At 68.8% G+C, this 17675-nt stretch carries 1 protein-coding gene (running past both ends of the window); it reads left to right on the top strand.

Every position in this 17675-nt window falls within one protein-coding gene, locus tag LPC10_RS12185, for an S-layer family protein, read on the top strand. The gene is 46212 nt long; 13814 of those nucleotides lie to the left of the window and 14723 to its right, leaving coding positions 13815–31489 in view, spanning codon 4605 (partial) through codon 10497 (partial); the first codon wholly inside the window starts at position 2. Both codon boundaries (start and stop) fall beyond the window edges.

Below are 17675 nucleotides of genomic sequence, written 5' to 3' on the forward strand. Positions count from 1 at the left end.
CAACACCATCGCCAACGACATCTCGGCCACCGTGACCGGGGTCGATCACGGCCTTCAGACCGTCGACGCGATCGTGATCTCGGCGAAATCGGCGGGCGTGATCACGGCGAATGCGGCTTCGGCCGCGATCGCCGTGGCCGGGTCCGGCTCGAATGCCGTTCCCATCAGCGCGGCGGTGACCTACGCCCGCAACGTCATCACCACGAGCACGCGGGCGCAGGCTGCCGAGAGCCGTCTCGTCACCACCGGCACCGGGGGCGCCGTGAGCGTCCGGGCCGAAGCTTCCGCTCGGATCAACGCCGCGATCGCGGCGGCCTCCCTGGCCATGGGCGTCGGCGGCAACAACGCCGTCGCCGTCGGCATCGGCGCGGCCATTGCCGAGAACCGCATCGGTCTCTGGTCCCAGTCCGGCAGCGAGGACACGACCAGCTACGCCCTGAACGACAAGGGCGGCACCGTGGTCGAGGCGTCTCTGACCCGCGTCGGCGTCAACGCGAAGGGCGCGCTGAGCGTCGAGGCGACGTCGGCGAACGAGATCAACGCCATCATCGTCGCTCTGTCGGCCGGCCTTGCCGGGGCCGGTTCGAACGCCGTCGGCGTCAGCGGCGGCGCCACCACCGTCGTCAACGCCATCGGTGTGACCACCCAGGCCTTCATCGAGGGCAACGGTGTCGCCAACAGCGCCGTCGGGAGCAATGCGATCCAGGCCGGCGCCGTCTCGGTGAAGGCCGCCGATACCTCGAAGATCAAGGCCGCCGCCCTCTCCGCCGCCGTCAGCGCCGCTTTCGGCGGCACGAACGGCGTCGCGGTGTCGATCGGCTTCGCGCTGGCGCTCAACACCATCGACGCCGCCGTCAAGGCCGGCATCGGCAACGTCGGGGACGGCATCAATACCGGCCTCGGCGCGGTTCTGGTCGATGCCCTCAGCAAGGCCGAGATCGAGACCGTCACGGCGGCTGCGGCCGTCAGCATCGGTGGCGGCGGTACCGCCGGCGTCGCCGTCGCGGGCGGCGGCGCGCTCGCCTTCAATTCGATCCGGCCGGTCACCCGCGCCGCCGTGACCTCGAGCCAGATCAGCCAAAGCGGCAGCGTCACCGTCACCGCCGCCGCCAACTCGACCATCTCCGCCCTCGTGGCGGCGGCGTCGGTGGCCGCCGCCGGAGGTGGCTCGGCCGGTGTCGGCGTCGCCATCGGCGTCTCGGTGGCGGCGAACCGGATCGGCGACTGGACCTCGTCCGGCAGGGGGCGCGACCGCGTCGATACGGCGGCGGCCGACCAGACCTCCGTCGTCGAGGCCGTGCTGAGCGGCAGCAGCGTCAAGACCGGCGGCGCGCTCACCGTCGGTGCGACCTCCGCGCAGACCATCAAGGCCCAGGTCGCCGCTGCGGCGGCCTCGATCGGCGGCGGCGGCTCGGCCGGCGTTGGCGTCTCGGCGGCTGGCGTCACGGTCACCAACGCGATCGCGATCGCGACCCGCGCCGTCATCGATGGTGACGGGGCGACGGGCATCGAGGCCGGCAGCGTCACGGTGCGCGCGGCGGACAATTCCGCGATCGAGGCTTTTGCCGGCTCCGCGTCTCTCGCCGGATCCGGCGGCGGGTCCGCCGGCGTCTCGGTGGCGGTCGGCTTCACACTGGCGCTCAACAGCATCGCCGGCAGCGTCGAGGCGAAGATCGTCAACGCCGATACCCTCCTGCGCACGACCGGCGCGGCCGGCGTCGCGGTGAGCGCCACGCGGGCGGGCCGCATCTCCGCCGCGGCGGCGGCGGCGGCGATCAGCCTCGCGGGCGGCGGCGCGGCCGGCGTCGGTGTCTCCGGCGGCGGTGCCTTCGCCTCGAACCGCATCCTCGGCTCGGTGAACGCCACGGTGGATGCCAGCCGGATCACCACCGCGGGCAGCGGTGGCCTCACGGTGATCGCGACCGGATCCTCCGAGATCACGGCGATCATCTCGTCGCTTTCCGCCTCCGGCGGCGGCGGCGGCGCGGCCGGCGTCGGTGTTGCGCTGGGCGTCAGCGGTGCCGAGAACCGGATCGGCGAGTGGCTGAGCACGGGCGCGAATGCGGACCGAACCGACACGCTCAACGACCATGGCGCCGTGGCCGTCCAGGCTGCGGTGAAGAACGCGATCCTCGACATCGCCGCTGCGCTCACGGTTCAGGCGACGGCGAGCCAGAAGATCTCCGCGACGGTGATCGCGGCTGCTGCCGCGATCCAGGGTGGCGGTGCCGCCGGCGTCTCGGGAAGCGCGGCCGGCTCGGTCACGGCCAATGCGATCGGCGTCGTGACCTCGGCCACGATCGATGGCGACGGAACCGGCACGGGCGCCGGCATCAAGGCCGGCAGCGTCACGGTCTCCGCCGCGAACACGGCCGAGATCTCGGCGGTCACGGGAGCCGCCTCGCTCTCCGGCGCGGGCGGCGGTGCGGCCGGCGTCGGCGTGGCGGTCGGCTTCGCCCTGGCGATCAACAGCATCGCGGGCGGAGTCCAGGCCTCGATCGCGAATGTCGATAGCGGACTGACCACGCGCAACGGTGGTGTCGCGGTCGGCGCGCGCAATGCCGCGCGCATCCGGGCGGCTTCGGCAGCGGCGGCCGTCTCGATCGGCGGCGGCGGCGCGGCGGGCGTTTCGGTGAGCGGCGGCGGCGCGGGCGCGCTGAACGTCATCACGATGGGGACCGACGCCTTCGTCGCCGACAGCAAACTGACGGTGCGCGGCGGCCAGTCGGCGGTCACGGCGGAATCCACCTCCGACATCCAGGCCCTGATCACCGCGGCGGCGGCGGCGGCCGGTGGCGGCGGTGCGGCCGGTGTCGGCGTCTCGGTCGGCGTCGGCGGTGCCGAGAACCGGATCGGCAACTGGGACATCACGCGCACGGGCGACAAGCGCGATGTCGCGCTCCAGAGCACTGCGCCGATCCAGGCCTATCTCAGAAATTCGAGCGTCGATTCGGACAGCGCGCTCGACGTGACCGCCACCTCGAACCAGACGATCCGGTCGGCCGTCGCGGCGGTCTCGGCGTCGATCCAGGGCGGCGGCGCGGCGGGCGTCAGCGTCGCGGGGGCCGGTGTCGGCTCGACCAACCTCATCGGTGTCGCGACCCGTGCCTTCATCGACGGTGACGGCGCTTCCGGTGTCCGCGCGTCGCAGATCGCGCTCTCGGCGAAGGATACCTCCGCGATCACGGCCGTCGTCGGTTCGTCCGGCATCGCCGGCAGCGGCGCGGGCGTGGCGAGCGTCGGGGTCACCGTCTCGGTCTCGCAGGCCAACAACATCATCGGCAACGTGATCGAGGCAGCGATCCGCAACGCGGATACCGGCATCACCACGACCTCCGGCGACCTCTCGGTCGAGGCCGAGAGCGGCGGCACGATCGAGGCGATCGCGACCGCGGCCTCCGTCAGCGTCGGCGGGGCCGGCATCGCCAATGTGCAGGTCGCCGGCGGCGGCGCCGGCGCACTCAACATCATCACCACGAGCACCCGCGCGGCGATCGAGAAGGCCAAGGAGCAGACGGCGCTCAACAAGGTGACGAGCGGCGCGGGCCTGCGCGTGGCCGCGACGAGCCGTCAGGATATCAAGGCCACGGTGGTCGCCCTGTCTGCCGGTGGCGGCGGCGCGGGGATCGCCAGCGTTCCGGTGGCGATCGGTCTCTCCGGCGCGCAGAACATCATCGGCAAGTGGAAGACCGTCGATGCCGACGGAAAGCGGCTCGACCAGCCGTCCCTCGTTTCCGATGGCGGCGCCAAGGTGGAGGCGCTCATCGCCGACACGGTGGCGGACGCGCAGGGCACCGTCTCGGTGACGGCGACCTCGGCCGGCACCGTCGACGCGACCGTCGCGGCCGCCTCGGTCGTGGTCACGGGGGCCGCGGTGGCCGTGGGCGTCGCCGGCTCCGGCAGCTATTCGGGCAACGCGATCAGCTTCGCCACGAACGCGGCGATCACCGGCGCCGCGACGAGCGTGAGCGCCGCCGACGTGACCGTGCTCGCCACCAATCGGTCCGCCATCAGCGTCGATGTCGGCGCAGCCGCCGTCGCGGCCGCCGGCGGCGCTGTCGGCGTCGCGCCCTCGATCAGTGTCGCCACGGCCCTGAACGTGATCAACAACGCCGTCACCGCCGGGATCGACGGTGCCTCCGTGACGACGCGCACGGGCGCGATCCGGGTCTCGGCACAGGTCCCGGCCGACGACCCCGCCACGAGCGCCGTTGAAGGCGCGAGCATCCGCGCCCGCGTCGCCGCGGCCGCCGTGGCGCTCTCCGGCGGTGGCGTGGCCGTCTCGGTGGCAGGCGGCGGTGCCGTCGCGACCAACATGATCGGCGGCACGACCCGCGCGCAGGTCACCAATGCCCGACTGAAGACGGTCGAAAACCCGGCCGGCGCGGTCGCGGTCACGGCCGCCAACAACAGCCGGATCGAGGCCGAGGTCGCGGCGCTTGCGGCCGGCGCCAGCATCGGCGGCACCGCGGTCGGGGCCAGCATCGGCACCGGTGTGGCCGTCAACCTCATCGGCAGCGCGATCACGCAGAAGGTCGACGGCCGGGACAAGACGACCAAGTCGGCCGATATGGTCGTCGAGGCCCTGTCTAAGGACACCACGATCGAGGCGGGCGGCCCACTCTCCGTCACGGCCGATTCCGGCCAAACGATCCGGGCCAACGTCGCGGCCGGCTCGGTCGCCCTCTCCGGTGGTGCCATCGCCCTCAGCGCTGCCGGCGCGGGCGCCGGTGCCCATAACCGGATCGGCGCAACGATCACCGCCTCGATCGACGGTGACGGAGCGGGCGACAAGATCAAGGCGGGTGCCGTGACGGTCGCCGCGCGCGACAGCTCCGCCCTCTCCGTCGAGACCGGCGCGGCGTCGGTCGCGGCCGCCTTCGGCTTCTTCGGCGGCGCGTCCTTCTCCCTCGCCGTCGCGGCGGCGGACAACGTGATCGCCAACAGCGTCACGGCCGCCATCCGGAATCTCGGCGGCGCGAACGGCCTCGCGGTCAGCGGCGCGGTCAACGTCACCGCGAGCGAGAATGCGAGCCTGACGAGCCGCTCCCGCGCGGGGGCCATGGCCGCGAACGCCTCGCCCTTCGGCGTGGCCATCGCCGGCGGCGGCGCCGGCACCGGCGACACCGTCACCAGCAAGACAAGCGCCGGCATCTTCGACAGCAAGGTCACCGCCGCGGGCGACGTCTCCGTTCAGGCCAGCGATACGACCTCGGTCGATTCGCAGGTGCTCGGGATCTCCGTGGCCGGCGGCTTGCTGGCGCTCGCGGCCGGCGGCTCCGTCGCCAAGGTCGATGTGAAACCGACGGTCGAGGCCAAACTCGAGAACAGCACGATCGCGGCCGACGATGTCGTCGTCACGGCGACCGCGACGCCGTCCGCCTATGCCAAGGCGACCGGCATCAATGCCGGCACCGCCGCGGTCGGTGCCTCGACCGCGCTCACCAACGTGGCCGCGACCGTCTCGGCCTCGACCGAGAAGACCGGGCTGACCGCCAACACGGTGACGGTGCTGGCAAGCCTTGCCCGCGGCACGAGCCCGACGGCGCAAGCCGAGGCGACCGGCGCGGTCGGCGGGTTGATCGGCATCGAATCGACGGTGACCAAGGCGACCAATTCCAGCAAGATCACCGCCACCTTCGGCACTGGAACGGTGCTGAACGTGGCGCGGGCAGTGTCGCTCGCCGCAACGAGCGCGACGCAGCAACGCGCGAACGCCAACAGCGCCAGCGCCGGTCTCGTCGCGGCGGGTGCGACGGTCTCGCTCGCGGAATCCGCTACGCAGACCGCTGCGAATGTCACCACCGTGAACACGATCCGCGCTGGATCGCTCTCGCTCACGGCCACGGGGACCGACGACAACCTGGCGGCCGCCACCGCCGGCTCCTACGGTTTCGCCTCGGGCACTGCCGCCGTCACCACCACGGTCACGGGCGGCAGCACCACCGCGACGCTGGGCGAAGGGGCCAAGGTCGATCTGATCACCGGCCGCTCGGGCAGCGGCCTGTTCTTTCTGAACGCCGACCACACCACCACGACCAACGGGCAGATCATCACCAACAGCTACGGTGCTCTTGCCGGTAGCGGCGCCCTGTCCACCAACACCGTCACCCATGACGCGACGGCTGCGATCGGTGAAAAGGCCGAGATCCTCGCCTACGACATCACGGCCAATGCGCGGAACGCCGTGCTGAAGCCGCTCCTGTCGAGCGCGAATATCGACGGCAGCACGGGCGGCTTCATCACCGGCGCCGGTGCGCTCAGCCGGACCGAACTCGGCCTGTCCACGGCCGTGACGATCGGCAACGAAGCCAAGCTCGAGACCACGGGTTTCGTCAGCGCCTACGGCAACGTCACGCTCTCGGCGCTCAACGACGTCAACGTCACCGACAAGGTCGTGCTGAAGACCGGCGGCGCGCTCTCGGGCGCGGGGGCGACGGCCACGCTCTCCGGCCGGAACGGCGCCGGATTGGAGGCCACGATCACCGTCGGCGACAAGGCTCAGATTCTGACGCTCGGCAATCTCACCGCCAACGCCAACACGCGGGTGGCGGCGGCGATCAGCGCCAACACCGAGACCAACGGCGGCGCCACCGTCGCCACCGGCGGCACCGACATCACGCTGCGGCCGAACAATGCGGTCACGATCGGCGCGGACGTCAAAGCCAAGGTCTACGGCAACCTGACCCTGGCCGCCGGCAAGCAGGCGGACCTGCGCGACGACCCCTACGATCTCTCCGCGCGTACGGATACCTTCGCCGGCAGCGCGATCCCGATCCAGTCGATCAGCGCCAACATCAACCTCAAGCAGGCCAACACCATCACGGTCCGGTCCGGCACGCTGCTGGAGACCGGCGGCGACGCCGTGTTCAACACCAATTGGTTCGGCATGGCCGGCGCCGACGCCAAGGCGAAGGGGACGAGCTGGACCACGGCGCTTGCCGGAGCCGTCGACAGCCTGCTGGGCGGCAACCCGCAATCGGTGCAGGCGGGTGACGCCAAAACATCGTCGATCGGCCGCGTCGTCATGGACGGCACGGTCCGCACCGGCATCATCAGCGACATCAAGATCGTTCTGGATGGGCTGCGCAACCAGGCCGGTACGCCCACCACCTACACCGCGAACGGCCATACCTACGTCACCGGCGGCACCCCCGGCAAAACCATCCTCACCGGCACGATCTATCTCGGCGGCCAGGCCATCGGCGCGGACGGCAACTTCGTGACGGACGGCACGACGCCGAAGACCTTCACCCTGAGCCAGGACACGGGAGGCGCGACGGCGCTCCTCACGGCGCCCAGGCTGCCGATCACCATCGCGATGGGCACCGAGCTGCTCCGCTCGGGCCTGATCGAGGCCCTGAACGATGCGATGGCCAAGAAGCGGGACTACCAGCGTGATACCGCCCTGCAGGCCTTCTACAACAGCGAGATCCTGCGCATCGCGGGCATTCTGAAGGCTCAGGGGCTTGCCGAGATCTTCTTTGAAAGCGACGGCAAGACCATTGCTGGCGTCGGCGCCGTGCGCCAGCAGGTCCAGGTCATCACCGTCGGCGCCTTCACGGCGGGCGCCGGGCGCATCGCCGTCTTCGCGGACGACCTCAGCGGCAGCGGCGCCTTCGAGGCGAAGGAGTCGGGCAAGGTCGAGATCGAGAACAACTCGACCGCCTCACTGCGGATCGGCGGCATCACCATGCCGGAATCCTCGGGTGGCCTGACCTATAACGGCATCAAGGTCTCCCTCGCGACCGACCCGAGGGCTAAGATCAACGAGATCAATGCCCAGAGTGCGGCGAAGGACGGCTACACGGCGAGCATTGTCGCATTCTCAAGGATCGCTTCGGGCGGCAGCTTCAGCAACGCGCCCGACAGCGTCATCAACATCACCAACAACAAGGGGGTCGAGACCGGCCTGAACGGCCACAAGATCCCGGCCGGTTCACTGATCATCGCCGGCGCAATCAGCGCGCCAAATGCCATTCTCACCGCGATCAGCAAAGGCGACCTCTTCGTCGATCCGGGCGCGCGCATCATCGTCAAGCAAAATCTGTCCAAGGCCAGCGGTTCGGCAACGATCGGCGGACCGGGCTCGGTCAGCGACAAGTCCGTCTATGAAGTCGGAGGCACGCCCTATTCGCAGGTGAAGGGTGCCTTCGTGGACAATGGCTTCAAGCCATCGAGCGTCGACGCCATTGTCGCGAAGCTATCGGTAAAATCCAGCGATCCGAATCTTCAGGCGAACCAGATTTCGATCAACGCACAATTCGTCAACGTCAACGGCCTGATCCGTAGCGGTGTTTCGGAGTACAAAATCGTTGTCGATCAGGCGGCGATCCGCGAGATCGAGAAGGCCCTGGCGAACAAGACCGGGCCGTACATGACGATCGCCAGCCTCTCGAAGGAGGGACTGTTCTCGGTCGAGCTCGATACGATCAACGAGCAGCTCATCGTCCACGAGCTCGTGACCTACGGCGGGTCCGTTTCCATCACCGGCAACATCCTCAACACCGGCATCGACACCGGCCGGATCGAGGCCCTTGCCGGCTATTCGAACATCACCGTCGAGAACCAATCGAAGTACGACGTCGTCATCGAGAAGCTCGACAACAGCAGCCGCGGCGCCGGCAGCGTGGTCCTGAACGACCTGTCCTACGCGAGTGACACCGTTCGCTATCGCAGCACGATCTATGAATCGACGAAGAACAGCGCCGGGCAGAACGCCGTCTCGACCAAAGTCCGCACGGTCTACAACGATGAGAAGAGGGACCCCTCGACGGACGCGGATCGGCCGGATCGGACCGATGACGGCCGTATCGCGACCTACACGCCCAAGGAGGGATGGCGCTACGCCTACGCGGTCGGCCAGAGCTCGACCAAGTACGAGACGACCGTGACGGGCACCTCGTCCTGGGCAGGCATCGATGCTCTTGCGAAGGATCCGGCCAAGATCCAGGGCTTCAAGGAGGTTGCCAACGGCGACGTGCGGATGCTCGAGTCGGGGACGTTCTACTACCTCGATATCAACAACAACGCCGCCTATACCTTCCCGACGATTCCCAATCCGTCGGATCCCTCGATCAAGAACCCATCGCCCATCGCTCTCGGCGACTACAGCGCTGCGAAGATCACGGATTCCTGGCAAGAGAGCACGTGGTACGGAAAGAAGACGTACTACACTGAGTGGTCGCGGGAGCAGCTCCGTGAGACGACGGCCACGGCTAACGTCAAGGCCGACCGCCCGATCCAGATCTCGTTCTACGGCGCCGACCGCGGTGACATCAGCATCACCTCGACGGGTGCCGGCAAGGTTCTGATCAAGGGCGGCATCGTCAACGCCTCGGGTAAGGTGACGATCGACGCCGTCGGCTCGATCGAGCAGATGAACGCGACGGCTTCGATCTCGGCCGCCACGGTCAGCCTCACCTCACGGTCGGGCAACATCGGGACCGGCACCGCCCTCCTTGGAAGTGATGCCAAAGGTCCGGGTGCCGTCCCGACGGCCGGTGCCCAGGCGCTGCTGGTCGACGGCGTGTTCACCACGGACAAGGACGGCAAGCGGATCTACTCCGCACCGGTCGTCCTGACCGCTTCGGCGGCGGGGTCGGTCTACATCGAGAACGCCGGCCTCCCGGCCCTGCAGATCGATACCGTCTCCGCCAGCGGCGACGTCACGCTCGTCTCCGCCCCCGGCATCGTCGTGGCGAGCGGCAAGGCAGGCGCGATCAGGGGCGGCGTGATCACGCTGGTCGCCACCTCCGGCGATATCGGTTTCGGCGACGTGACCGGCAGCGCAACGCTGAACCTCACCGGCGGTCAGACGCAGCGCGACCGGGTCGATATCCTAGCCGGCGGCAACGTGTCGGTGCGCCAGACCGCGGGCAACCTGCGCCTCAACAGCCTCACCGCCGGCGGAGACGTCGTCGTGGAGGTCCGCGGCGGCAGCCTGCTCAACGTGAACAACGTGGTCGTGCGCGACGAGCGCAAGGCGGCCGACCTGATCGGCGGCGTCTGGAAGGATCTCGCCCTCACGACCGAGGACGCGAACCGTAAGTTCAAGGAGACGCTCAGCGCCTTCGAGGGCGGCCGGCAGCGCGACTACAACGCCTATTGGTCCTACCGGAGCCAGCAGACGACTCCCGCCGTCTACGATGCGAATTTCGAAGTGAAGCTCAGCGCCAAGACTGGCGAGCTACAGTACTACCAAGACCTCTACGGGAAAGAGGCGACGGGTAAGGGGCTCACCGGCAGCGCCCTGACCACCTACGTCAGCAAGGCCGTCGCGACGATCGAGCAGGGGCGCACCGCGCAGTACCGCGCGCTTCACCTGCAATACGGTCAATACGGCGACGTCTATCACGCCGATCTCGCCGGCGATTACGGGACCTACTGGGCCATCCGCGGGACGCAGCCGAGCGGCAGCGCCTTCGACCCGAGCACCACCGTCACGGCGACGGCGGCCTCCCTGGCCAAGATCCAGGCGGCGACCCATGCGGCGCCGATCTCCGGCGACGCGATGATCGCCCGCGTCACCGCCCAGATCGCCCAGCTCGAGAGCGAGCGCGGCAACACGCGTCTGAGCGAGGCCGAGATCCGGGCGCTCTACGAGACCGCGATTGAGGCGGAGGCGCGCGGCGCGCGGTTGGCGGACGAGGCGTTTAGGACGCTCGCCAGCTACGAGACCGCCTACGCCCGCTACGAGGTGCTGCAGGCGAGCCGTGTCAACGGCGCGATGACGCTGACGAGTGCCGAGCGCGACGCGTTGCGCGCGCAGTTCAGCAGCGACGCGACCGGAAGCGGCCTCTCCGGAGCCGCCAAGGACAGCTACATCGACGCTCAGATCAAGGTGGTGCAGGAGGCCCGCGCGGACGAGTTCGCGAGGCTCTCGGCTCTGTTCTCCGGCGTTGCCAAGGGTGACCAGGGCACTTTCACGGCCCAGTACAAGCTCTACCTGACGCTGCGCGGCTCGCTGGTGAACGGCGTGCCCGCGCTGACGAGCGCCGAGATCGCCGACTTGACCAGCCTCTACGGCACCGATGCCACCGGCACGGCGCTGAGCGGCACGGCCAAGGACGACTATGTCGCGGCCAAGATCCAGATAACGCTGGCCGCACGCGGGGCCGAGTACACCAAGCTGAACGCGATCTTCGCCAGCGCCGCGCCGACCGATTCCGCCCGGCTGAACGCCATCTTCGCAAGCACCGCGCTCACCGCCTATGTCATCGATCAGATCCAGCAGGTCGAGGCGTCTCGGACGACCGACTACCGCAACCTCGCTCTGACCTTCGGCAGCTTCCCCGGCACCGTCGGCGGTGACCAGAGCAGCTTCGCGGCACAGTACGATCTGTACTGGAAGCTGCGTGGCTCGCTGGTGAACGGCGTGCTCAAGCTGACGAATGCCGAGATCGCCGATCTGACTCGCACGTTCGGCACCGATGCCACAGGCGCGACGCTGAGCGGCGCGGCCAAGGACAACTACGTCGAGGCCAAGATCCAGGCGACGCGCGATGCCCGCGCGGCCGAGTACGCGCAGCTGCATGCGGTCTATTCCGGCTTCGGTGACCGTTACCTGCCGAAGCTCGGCACGGCCTACCAGATCTACAGCGGCTACAAGGCGAGTGCCGACGCGGACGGCATCGTGCGGATCACCGGCGCCGAGCGGATCGCCCTGGCGGTGCAGTTCGCCGACCAGGCCAAGTTCCAGACGCTGGGCGAGATGTTCCTGCAGGCGGAAACCGCCAAGAAGGTCGTGGCGGCCGAGGTCGCGCTCAAGGCGGAGTACGCGCGGCTTCACGCCGAATTCGGCAGCCTCGGCAACGCCTATGATGCATCGCGGGTGGAAGCGCGGTCCGACCAGGACAAGGCCCGCTACGAAACCTATTGGAGCTACCGCAACCAGCAGCTCGATTCGAGCATCTACGACACTTCCTTCGCGCCGCGCCTCACCGGGCAGGCTCTGATCGATGCGGCGGCCACGGCCCGCGCCCAGGCTGCGGTCGAAACTCAGGCCACCGCTTCGCCCGCCATCGCCTCCGCCCGCCAAGCGGCCCAGGATGCGCGCGGAGCGGCGCTCACGGCGCAGTACCGGGCGCTCCACGCCTTCTTCAACAGCCTGCCGGGATCCTACGGCGAGAATGCCCTGACGGCCCAGAAGCAGGACAATCCGGCCTTCTTCGTCGATCGGGCGACCGCCAAGGAGATCAACGACAGCATCAAGCGCTGGACGGAAGAGGAACTGCTGAGCGCGGTCGGCCAGGGCCTGCTGAAGGAGGTGCCCAGCACCGTCGTCGACATCCAGAGCCCGATCATCAAGGGCCGCTCGATCAAGCTCGTCACGGCCGACAATGTCGGCTCGACCAGCGGCACGACCCTGATCGCGGTCGGCCCGAACGCGCCGCGGATGACGACCGACCAGCAGGTCGATCTGGCCGCCGCCGAGCGCAGCGACCTCGTGTTCCTCACGAAGGCGCCGATCACCGCCAGCGTCATCTTCGCCAACAATGGCACGACCGGAACCGTCACCCGTGTGGATGGCGACCGCTGGGACCTCACCGCCTTCATCAAGGACGGAAACGTCATCGATGCCACGCTGTTCATCGGCGGTCTGACGCAGAACGCCACCGCCGAAACCCGGGCCTACTTCAAGATCGTGTCCGTCACGGACACGGTGATCACCGTCGCCTTCTCCGGCAGCAAGACCTTCCAGGAAGGGATCGCTCGCAACGTCACCTTCGGCGCCAGCGTCGCGGTGAGCGGCGAGGCCCCGCGTGCTGCGGCGACGATGTCCGTCGATCGCCTCAAGGCCGCTCCGAGCGAAGTCGCGCTGAGCTTCAGCAACGACGCTTTGACGAACCAGGGTGTGCTGACGCTCGCGAGCGGCACCTGGGATACCTCGCTCTACACCGTCGGCGACACGCTCTTCATCGCCGGGAACACCACGAACACCACGGCAATCGCCACCAATGTGTTCAGGATCGCGGCGATCGCGGGCGGGGTGATCCGCCTCGAGGCCGGCCAGCTCTTCGACACCACGGGCGGCCTGAACGGCCGGCTCGCGGCCAGCGTCGAGGTCGGCGTGCGGGCGACGGCGGCCACCGGCGGCGTCACCGTCGTCAACCGTGCCCTGTCCGACCCGGACGCCAGCTTCCTGGCGGACGGGTTCAAGCAGGGCCTGCGGATCGGCCTTGCCGGCGCGTTCGGCGTGACGACCGCCAACGCGACCGGGGCCGCGACCTATTACGAGATCGCGAAGGCGGGCAAAGCGACCCTCGTCCTCGACACGGGCAATCTCGACGCGAACAAGCTCGCGCCGACCGCCGAGACCGGCCGCAACCTCGTCGTGTTCCAATCGGCCAAGGACGCCGGGAATCCGTTCAATCTCGTCACCCAGCTCCTGATCCAGAAGCGCAAGGCGGTGGTGCTGGAGACCGCGGGGACGCTCGACGTGAGCGCGGGCGGTCAGATCTTCATCACCACGCCGTCATCGGCCACGGTGGGCCTGGTCACCTCCACGGCGGGCAAGGAAATCCGCCTCAAAGGCGACAACGGCCTCGTCAACGGCCGCGGCGCCGCCGACACGAATGTCCGTGGCGGTGACACCATCCTCGAAGGCGGCCGGGGTGCCGTCGGCAGTGCTGAGAAGGCAATCGGCGTCGAACTGACGGGCACGCTGGCGGTCCGCAGTGCCGAGAACATCTACATCACCGCCCGCGCGGGCGATCTGAAGCTGGAATCCGCCTTCACCGAGAAGGACATCTTCCTCGCCGCCGACCGGGGCAGCATCCTCGACGGCGTCGGGAACGACAACACCAAGATCTCGGCACGCAACCTTACCCTGAGGGCGGCGGGCGCGATCGGCCAAGCCGGTCCGAACGCCAGCACTCCCCATGTGGGCGCCGACGCCATCGAGGTGAAGCTGACCGGAACCGTCCGGGCGAGCGCCACGGGGACCATCGCTCTGACGGAGACGGCGACCGACCTTCGGGTGGTGGCAATCACCACGACGGGCGACGTGATCCTGAGCGCGCAGGCCTCGATCCTCGACGGCGGCGATCTGACGAACCCGCGCGACATCGACTCGGCGCCCGATCTCGTCGGCAGCGGACGGGCCAATGTCAGCGGCCGCTCCATCGTCCTCACGGCGCGCGACGGCATCGGCTCCGGCGCCGACGCCTTCGAGTTCGACAGCAATGTCGGCGGCACCACGACCGGCCGCGTCACGCTTTCGGCCACGCGCGGCAACATCGACGTCGTCGAGACCAGCGGCGACGTCTACCTTGCCAGCATCGCGGCCGCCGATAACCGCGTCGCCATCCTCACGGCCGCGACGGGCAGCATTCTCAACGGATCGACCGATTACAACGACAGCAACGGCGGCAGCTCGAACCTCGTCTCCGGCCAAGCCAAGCTCATCGCCTCGGGCAGCATCGGCACGGCAACGAAGCGCATCATCGCCAAGCTGAAGACCGCGACCGGCGACACCTATGGCGGCATCGAAGCCACGGCCGGCAATGATGTCTGGCTGTGGAACGTCGGCGGCCTGCGTGTGGGCGGCGTCACCGTGGGGGCCAAGACCGGCATCCAGGCCGGCGGCGCGATCAACGTGCGCACGTCGAGCCCCGTCACGATCAGCACCGACCTGATCTCGAAGAAGTCCATCAACGTGTTCTCGGGCGAGGACACGACCCGGGGCGACGACCTCCTGCTGGTCCAATCCGGCGTCACGATCTTCTCGACCGAGGGCTCCGTCACCCTTGCCGCCGGCGACGACCTCACCGTCGAGGCGGGCGCGGTGGTGAAGGCCAAGGGCGACATCGTCCTGAAGGCCGACTTCAAGGTGGTGAAGGACACCGACGGCAACGATATGGTCGTGGCGTCCAACGAGGCCGCTGCCACCGTCAGACTGTTCGGTCTCTTCGTGGGCCGCACCATCACGATCCAGGGCAGCGGCCTGGGCGGCACCTACCTTCTCGACGGCACGTTCATGACCGGCGAGCGCACCATCACCGTCAGCGGAAGCAACCCGAACGATCCCAACGAGGTCATCACGCTCGGCCGGATCTCGGAAGGCGCGCTCACGCGCGGCGGCTCCATCGGCCTGCTCGCCGGCAACGGCAACAATACGATCACGTTCACCGACGCGATCACCGTGTCCACGGGTGCGATGAGCATCACCGGCGGCGCGGGCGACGACATCCTCGACCTGCAGGGCAGCTACACCGCCGGTTCGATGGCGATCGATGCGGGCGAGGGCAAGAATGACATCACCCTGACCGGCATCTACGGGATCACGAACGCCTTCACGATTCGGGCAAGAGCGGGCGTCGACACCCTGCGGGATTCCCGCACTGTCGGCGGCGTGACGAGCCGGGCCAGTGTCGCGGCCGGCTCGCTCTCGATCGACCTGGGCGGCGGCAACAACAGCCTGCACCTCTCGGGCGGCTACACCATCCCGACCGGCGCGATCACGATCACGACCGGCTCGGGCGACGACATCCTCGATCTGCAGGGCAGCTACGCCGCCGGTTCGATGGCGATCGATGCGGGCGACGGCGAGAACGAGATCACCCTGACCGGCAGCTACGGGATCACGAACGCCTTCACGATCAGCAGCGGGTCCGGCAACGATGTCCTGCTGGATTCCCGCACGGTCGGCGGCGTGACGAGCCGGGCCAGTGTCGCGGCCGGCTCGCTCTCGATCAACCTGGGCGGTGGCAACAACAGACTGCAGCTCTCGGGCGGCTACAGGGTCCCGACCGGCGCGATCACGATCACGACCGGCGCGGGCGACGACATCGTCGACCTCCAGGGAAGCTACGCGGCGAAATCGCTGAGCATCGATGTCGGCGCCGGCACCAACGTGCTGACCCTGACCGGCACTTACCGGGTCGCCGAGGCCGTCACGATCACGGCGGCGGGCGGCACCGATACACTGAGCGACCTGCGCGTCGTCAACGGCACGGTCGAGACGGCCGACCTCGAGGCGGGCTCCCTCGCGATCCAGCTCGGCGACGGCGCCAACACGGCCACGCTCGTCGGCCGGTACGCGATCCGGGACGGCTTCTCCCTGACCGGCGGGACCGGCCGCGACATCCTGACCGACTACCGCGTCGCGGGTCTCGTCGTCACGAACGCCATCGATCTCTCTGCGGCCTCGATCACGCTCGCGCTCGGCGGCGGCGACAACCACGTCGAACTCGCCGGCAGCCATGAGGCGAGAACGGGGGACTTCACGCTGACCACAGCCGCCGGCGTCGACACCGTCATCGATGCGGCGCGCGTCACCGGTGCCGTCGTCCAGAGCGCGACGATCAAGGGCGCCAAGGTCGTCATCGATCTCGGCGCGGGCAACAACGCGCTGACGCTGCTTGGCACCACCATCGCCACCTCGACGCTGGCGCTGACCAGCCTCGGCGGCAACGACAAGTTCGCCCTGCGCGGCCGGGTCCGCGCGGCGTCGACGACGATCAAGCTCGGCGCGGGCGACGACGCGCTCGATCTCGCCGTCAGCGAAATCTCCGGCAACACCCGGGTCTTCGGCGAGGACGGGGCGGACGCGATCAACGTCGATCGCCTGCCTTCGCTCACCAGCACGACCGGCACGCGCACCGACACGCTCGACATCGATGGCGGCCAGGACACCGACACGATCCGCATCCAGGTGAACGGGGCGTCGTCCTACCGCATCAACGTCACGGATTCCGGCAATCCGGAACGCGGCGTCGACACCCTGACCATCCTCGGCACCGATGCCGCCGACCAGTTCCTGATGCGTCGGAATTTCGTCGCGCTCGTCCATCCGAACGCCGACGGCACCTATCCGGCGAACGCCAGCGTCGAGCGGATCAACTACGACATGAGCGTCAACGGGCGCGTCATCGTCGAGGGCGGCAAGGGTGACGACCGCTTCGCGCTCGACGACACCTCGGCGCTGATGACCATCGACGGCGGCGAGGGGAACGACTTCTTCCAGGTCGGCCAAGTCTTCGCGAGCCTGCGCGACACGGCGAACGGCCTGCTCGGCGAGGACGTCTTCGACACCACACAGCTCTCGTTCGGGGGCTATCTCTCCCGCGGCATCTCGATCCCGGCCGTCATCTACGGCGGCACCGGCGACGACCTGTTCCAGGTCTACTCGAACAAGGCGGACCTGCGCCTCGAAGGCGAGGACGGCGACGACACCTTCATCGTGCGTGCCTTCGCCCTGGCGGGGTCGAACCCGCAGGACAACAAGATCAAGCTCAATGCCGGCGCCGGCAACGACCGGATCGAGTACAACATCAACGCGCCGCTCGAGATCGACGGCGGCACCGGCTTCAACAAGATCGTCGCGCTCGGAACCGAGTTCGCCGACACCTTCGTCGTGACGAGCGACGGCATCTTCGGCGCCGGGCTGTCGATCCGCTTCAGCAACATCCAGGCGGTCGAAGTCGACGGCTTGGAGGGCGACGACACGTTCTACGTGCTCTCCACACCGCCGGGCGTCGTCACCACCCTCATCGGCGGGTCGGGCAGCGACACCTTCAACGTGGCCGGCGATGTCAGCGGCGAGGTCGTGGCGCGCGACGCCAAGGGCAACTCGGCGGTCATCAACCACACCGCCGCGAGCACCGACAAGCGCTATGACGGCCTGTTCGTGCCGGGCATCAACGCGTCGGTCGCCACGGCCGATCGCGGCA

It is taken from the genome of Methylorubrum sp. B1-46 (assembly GCF_021117295.1).
Classification (GTDB): Bacteria; Pseudomonadota; Alphaproteobacteria; order Rhizobiales; family Beijerinckiaceae; genus Methylobacterium.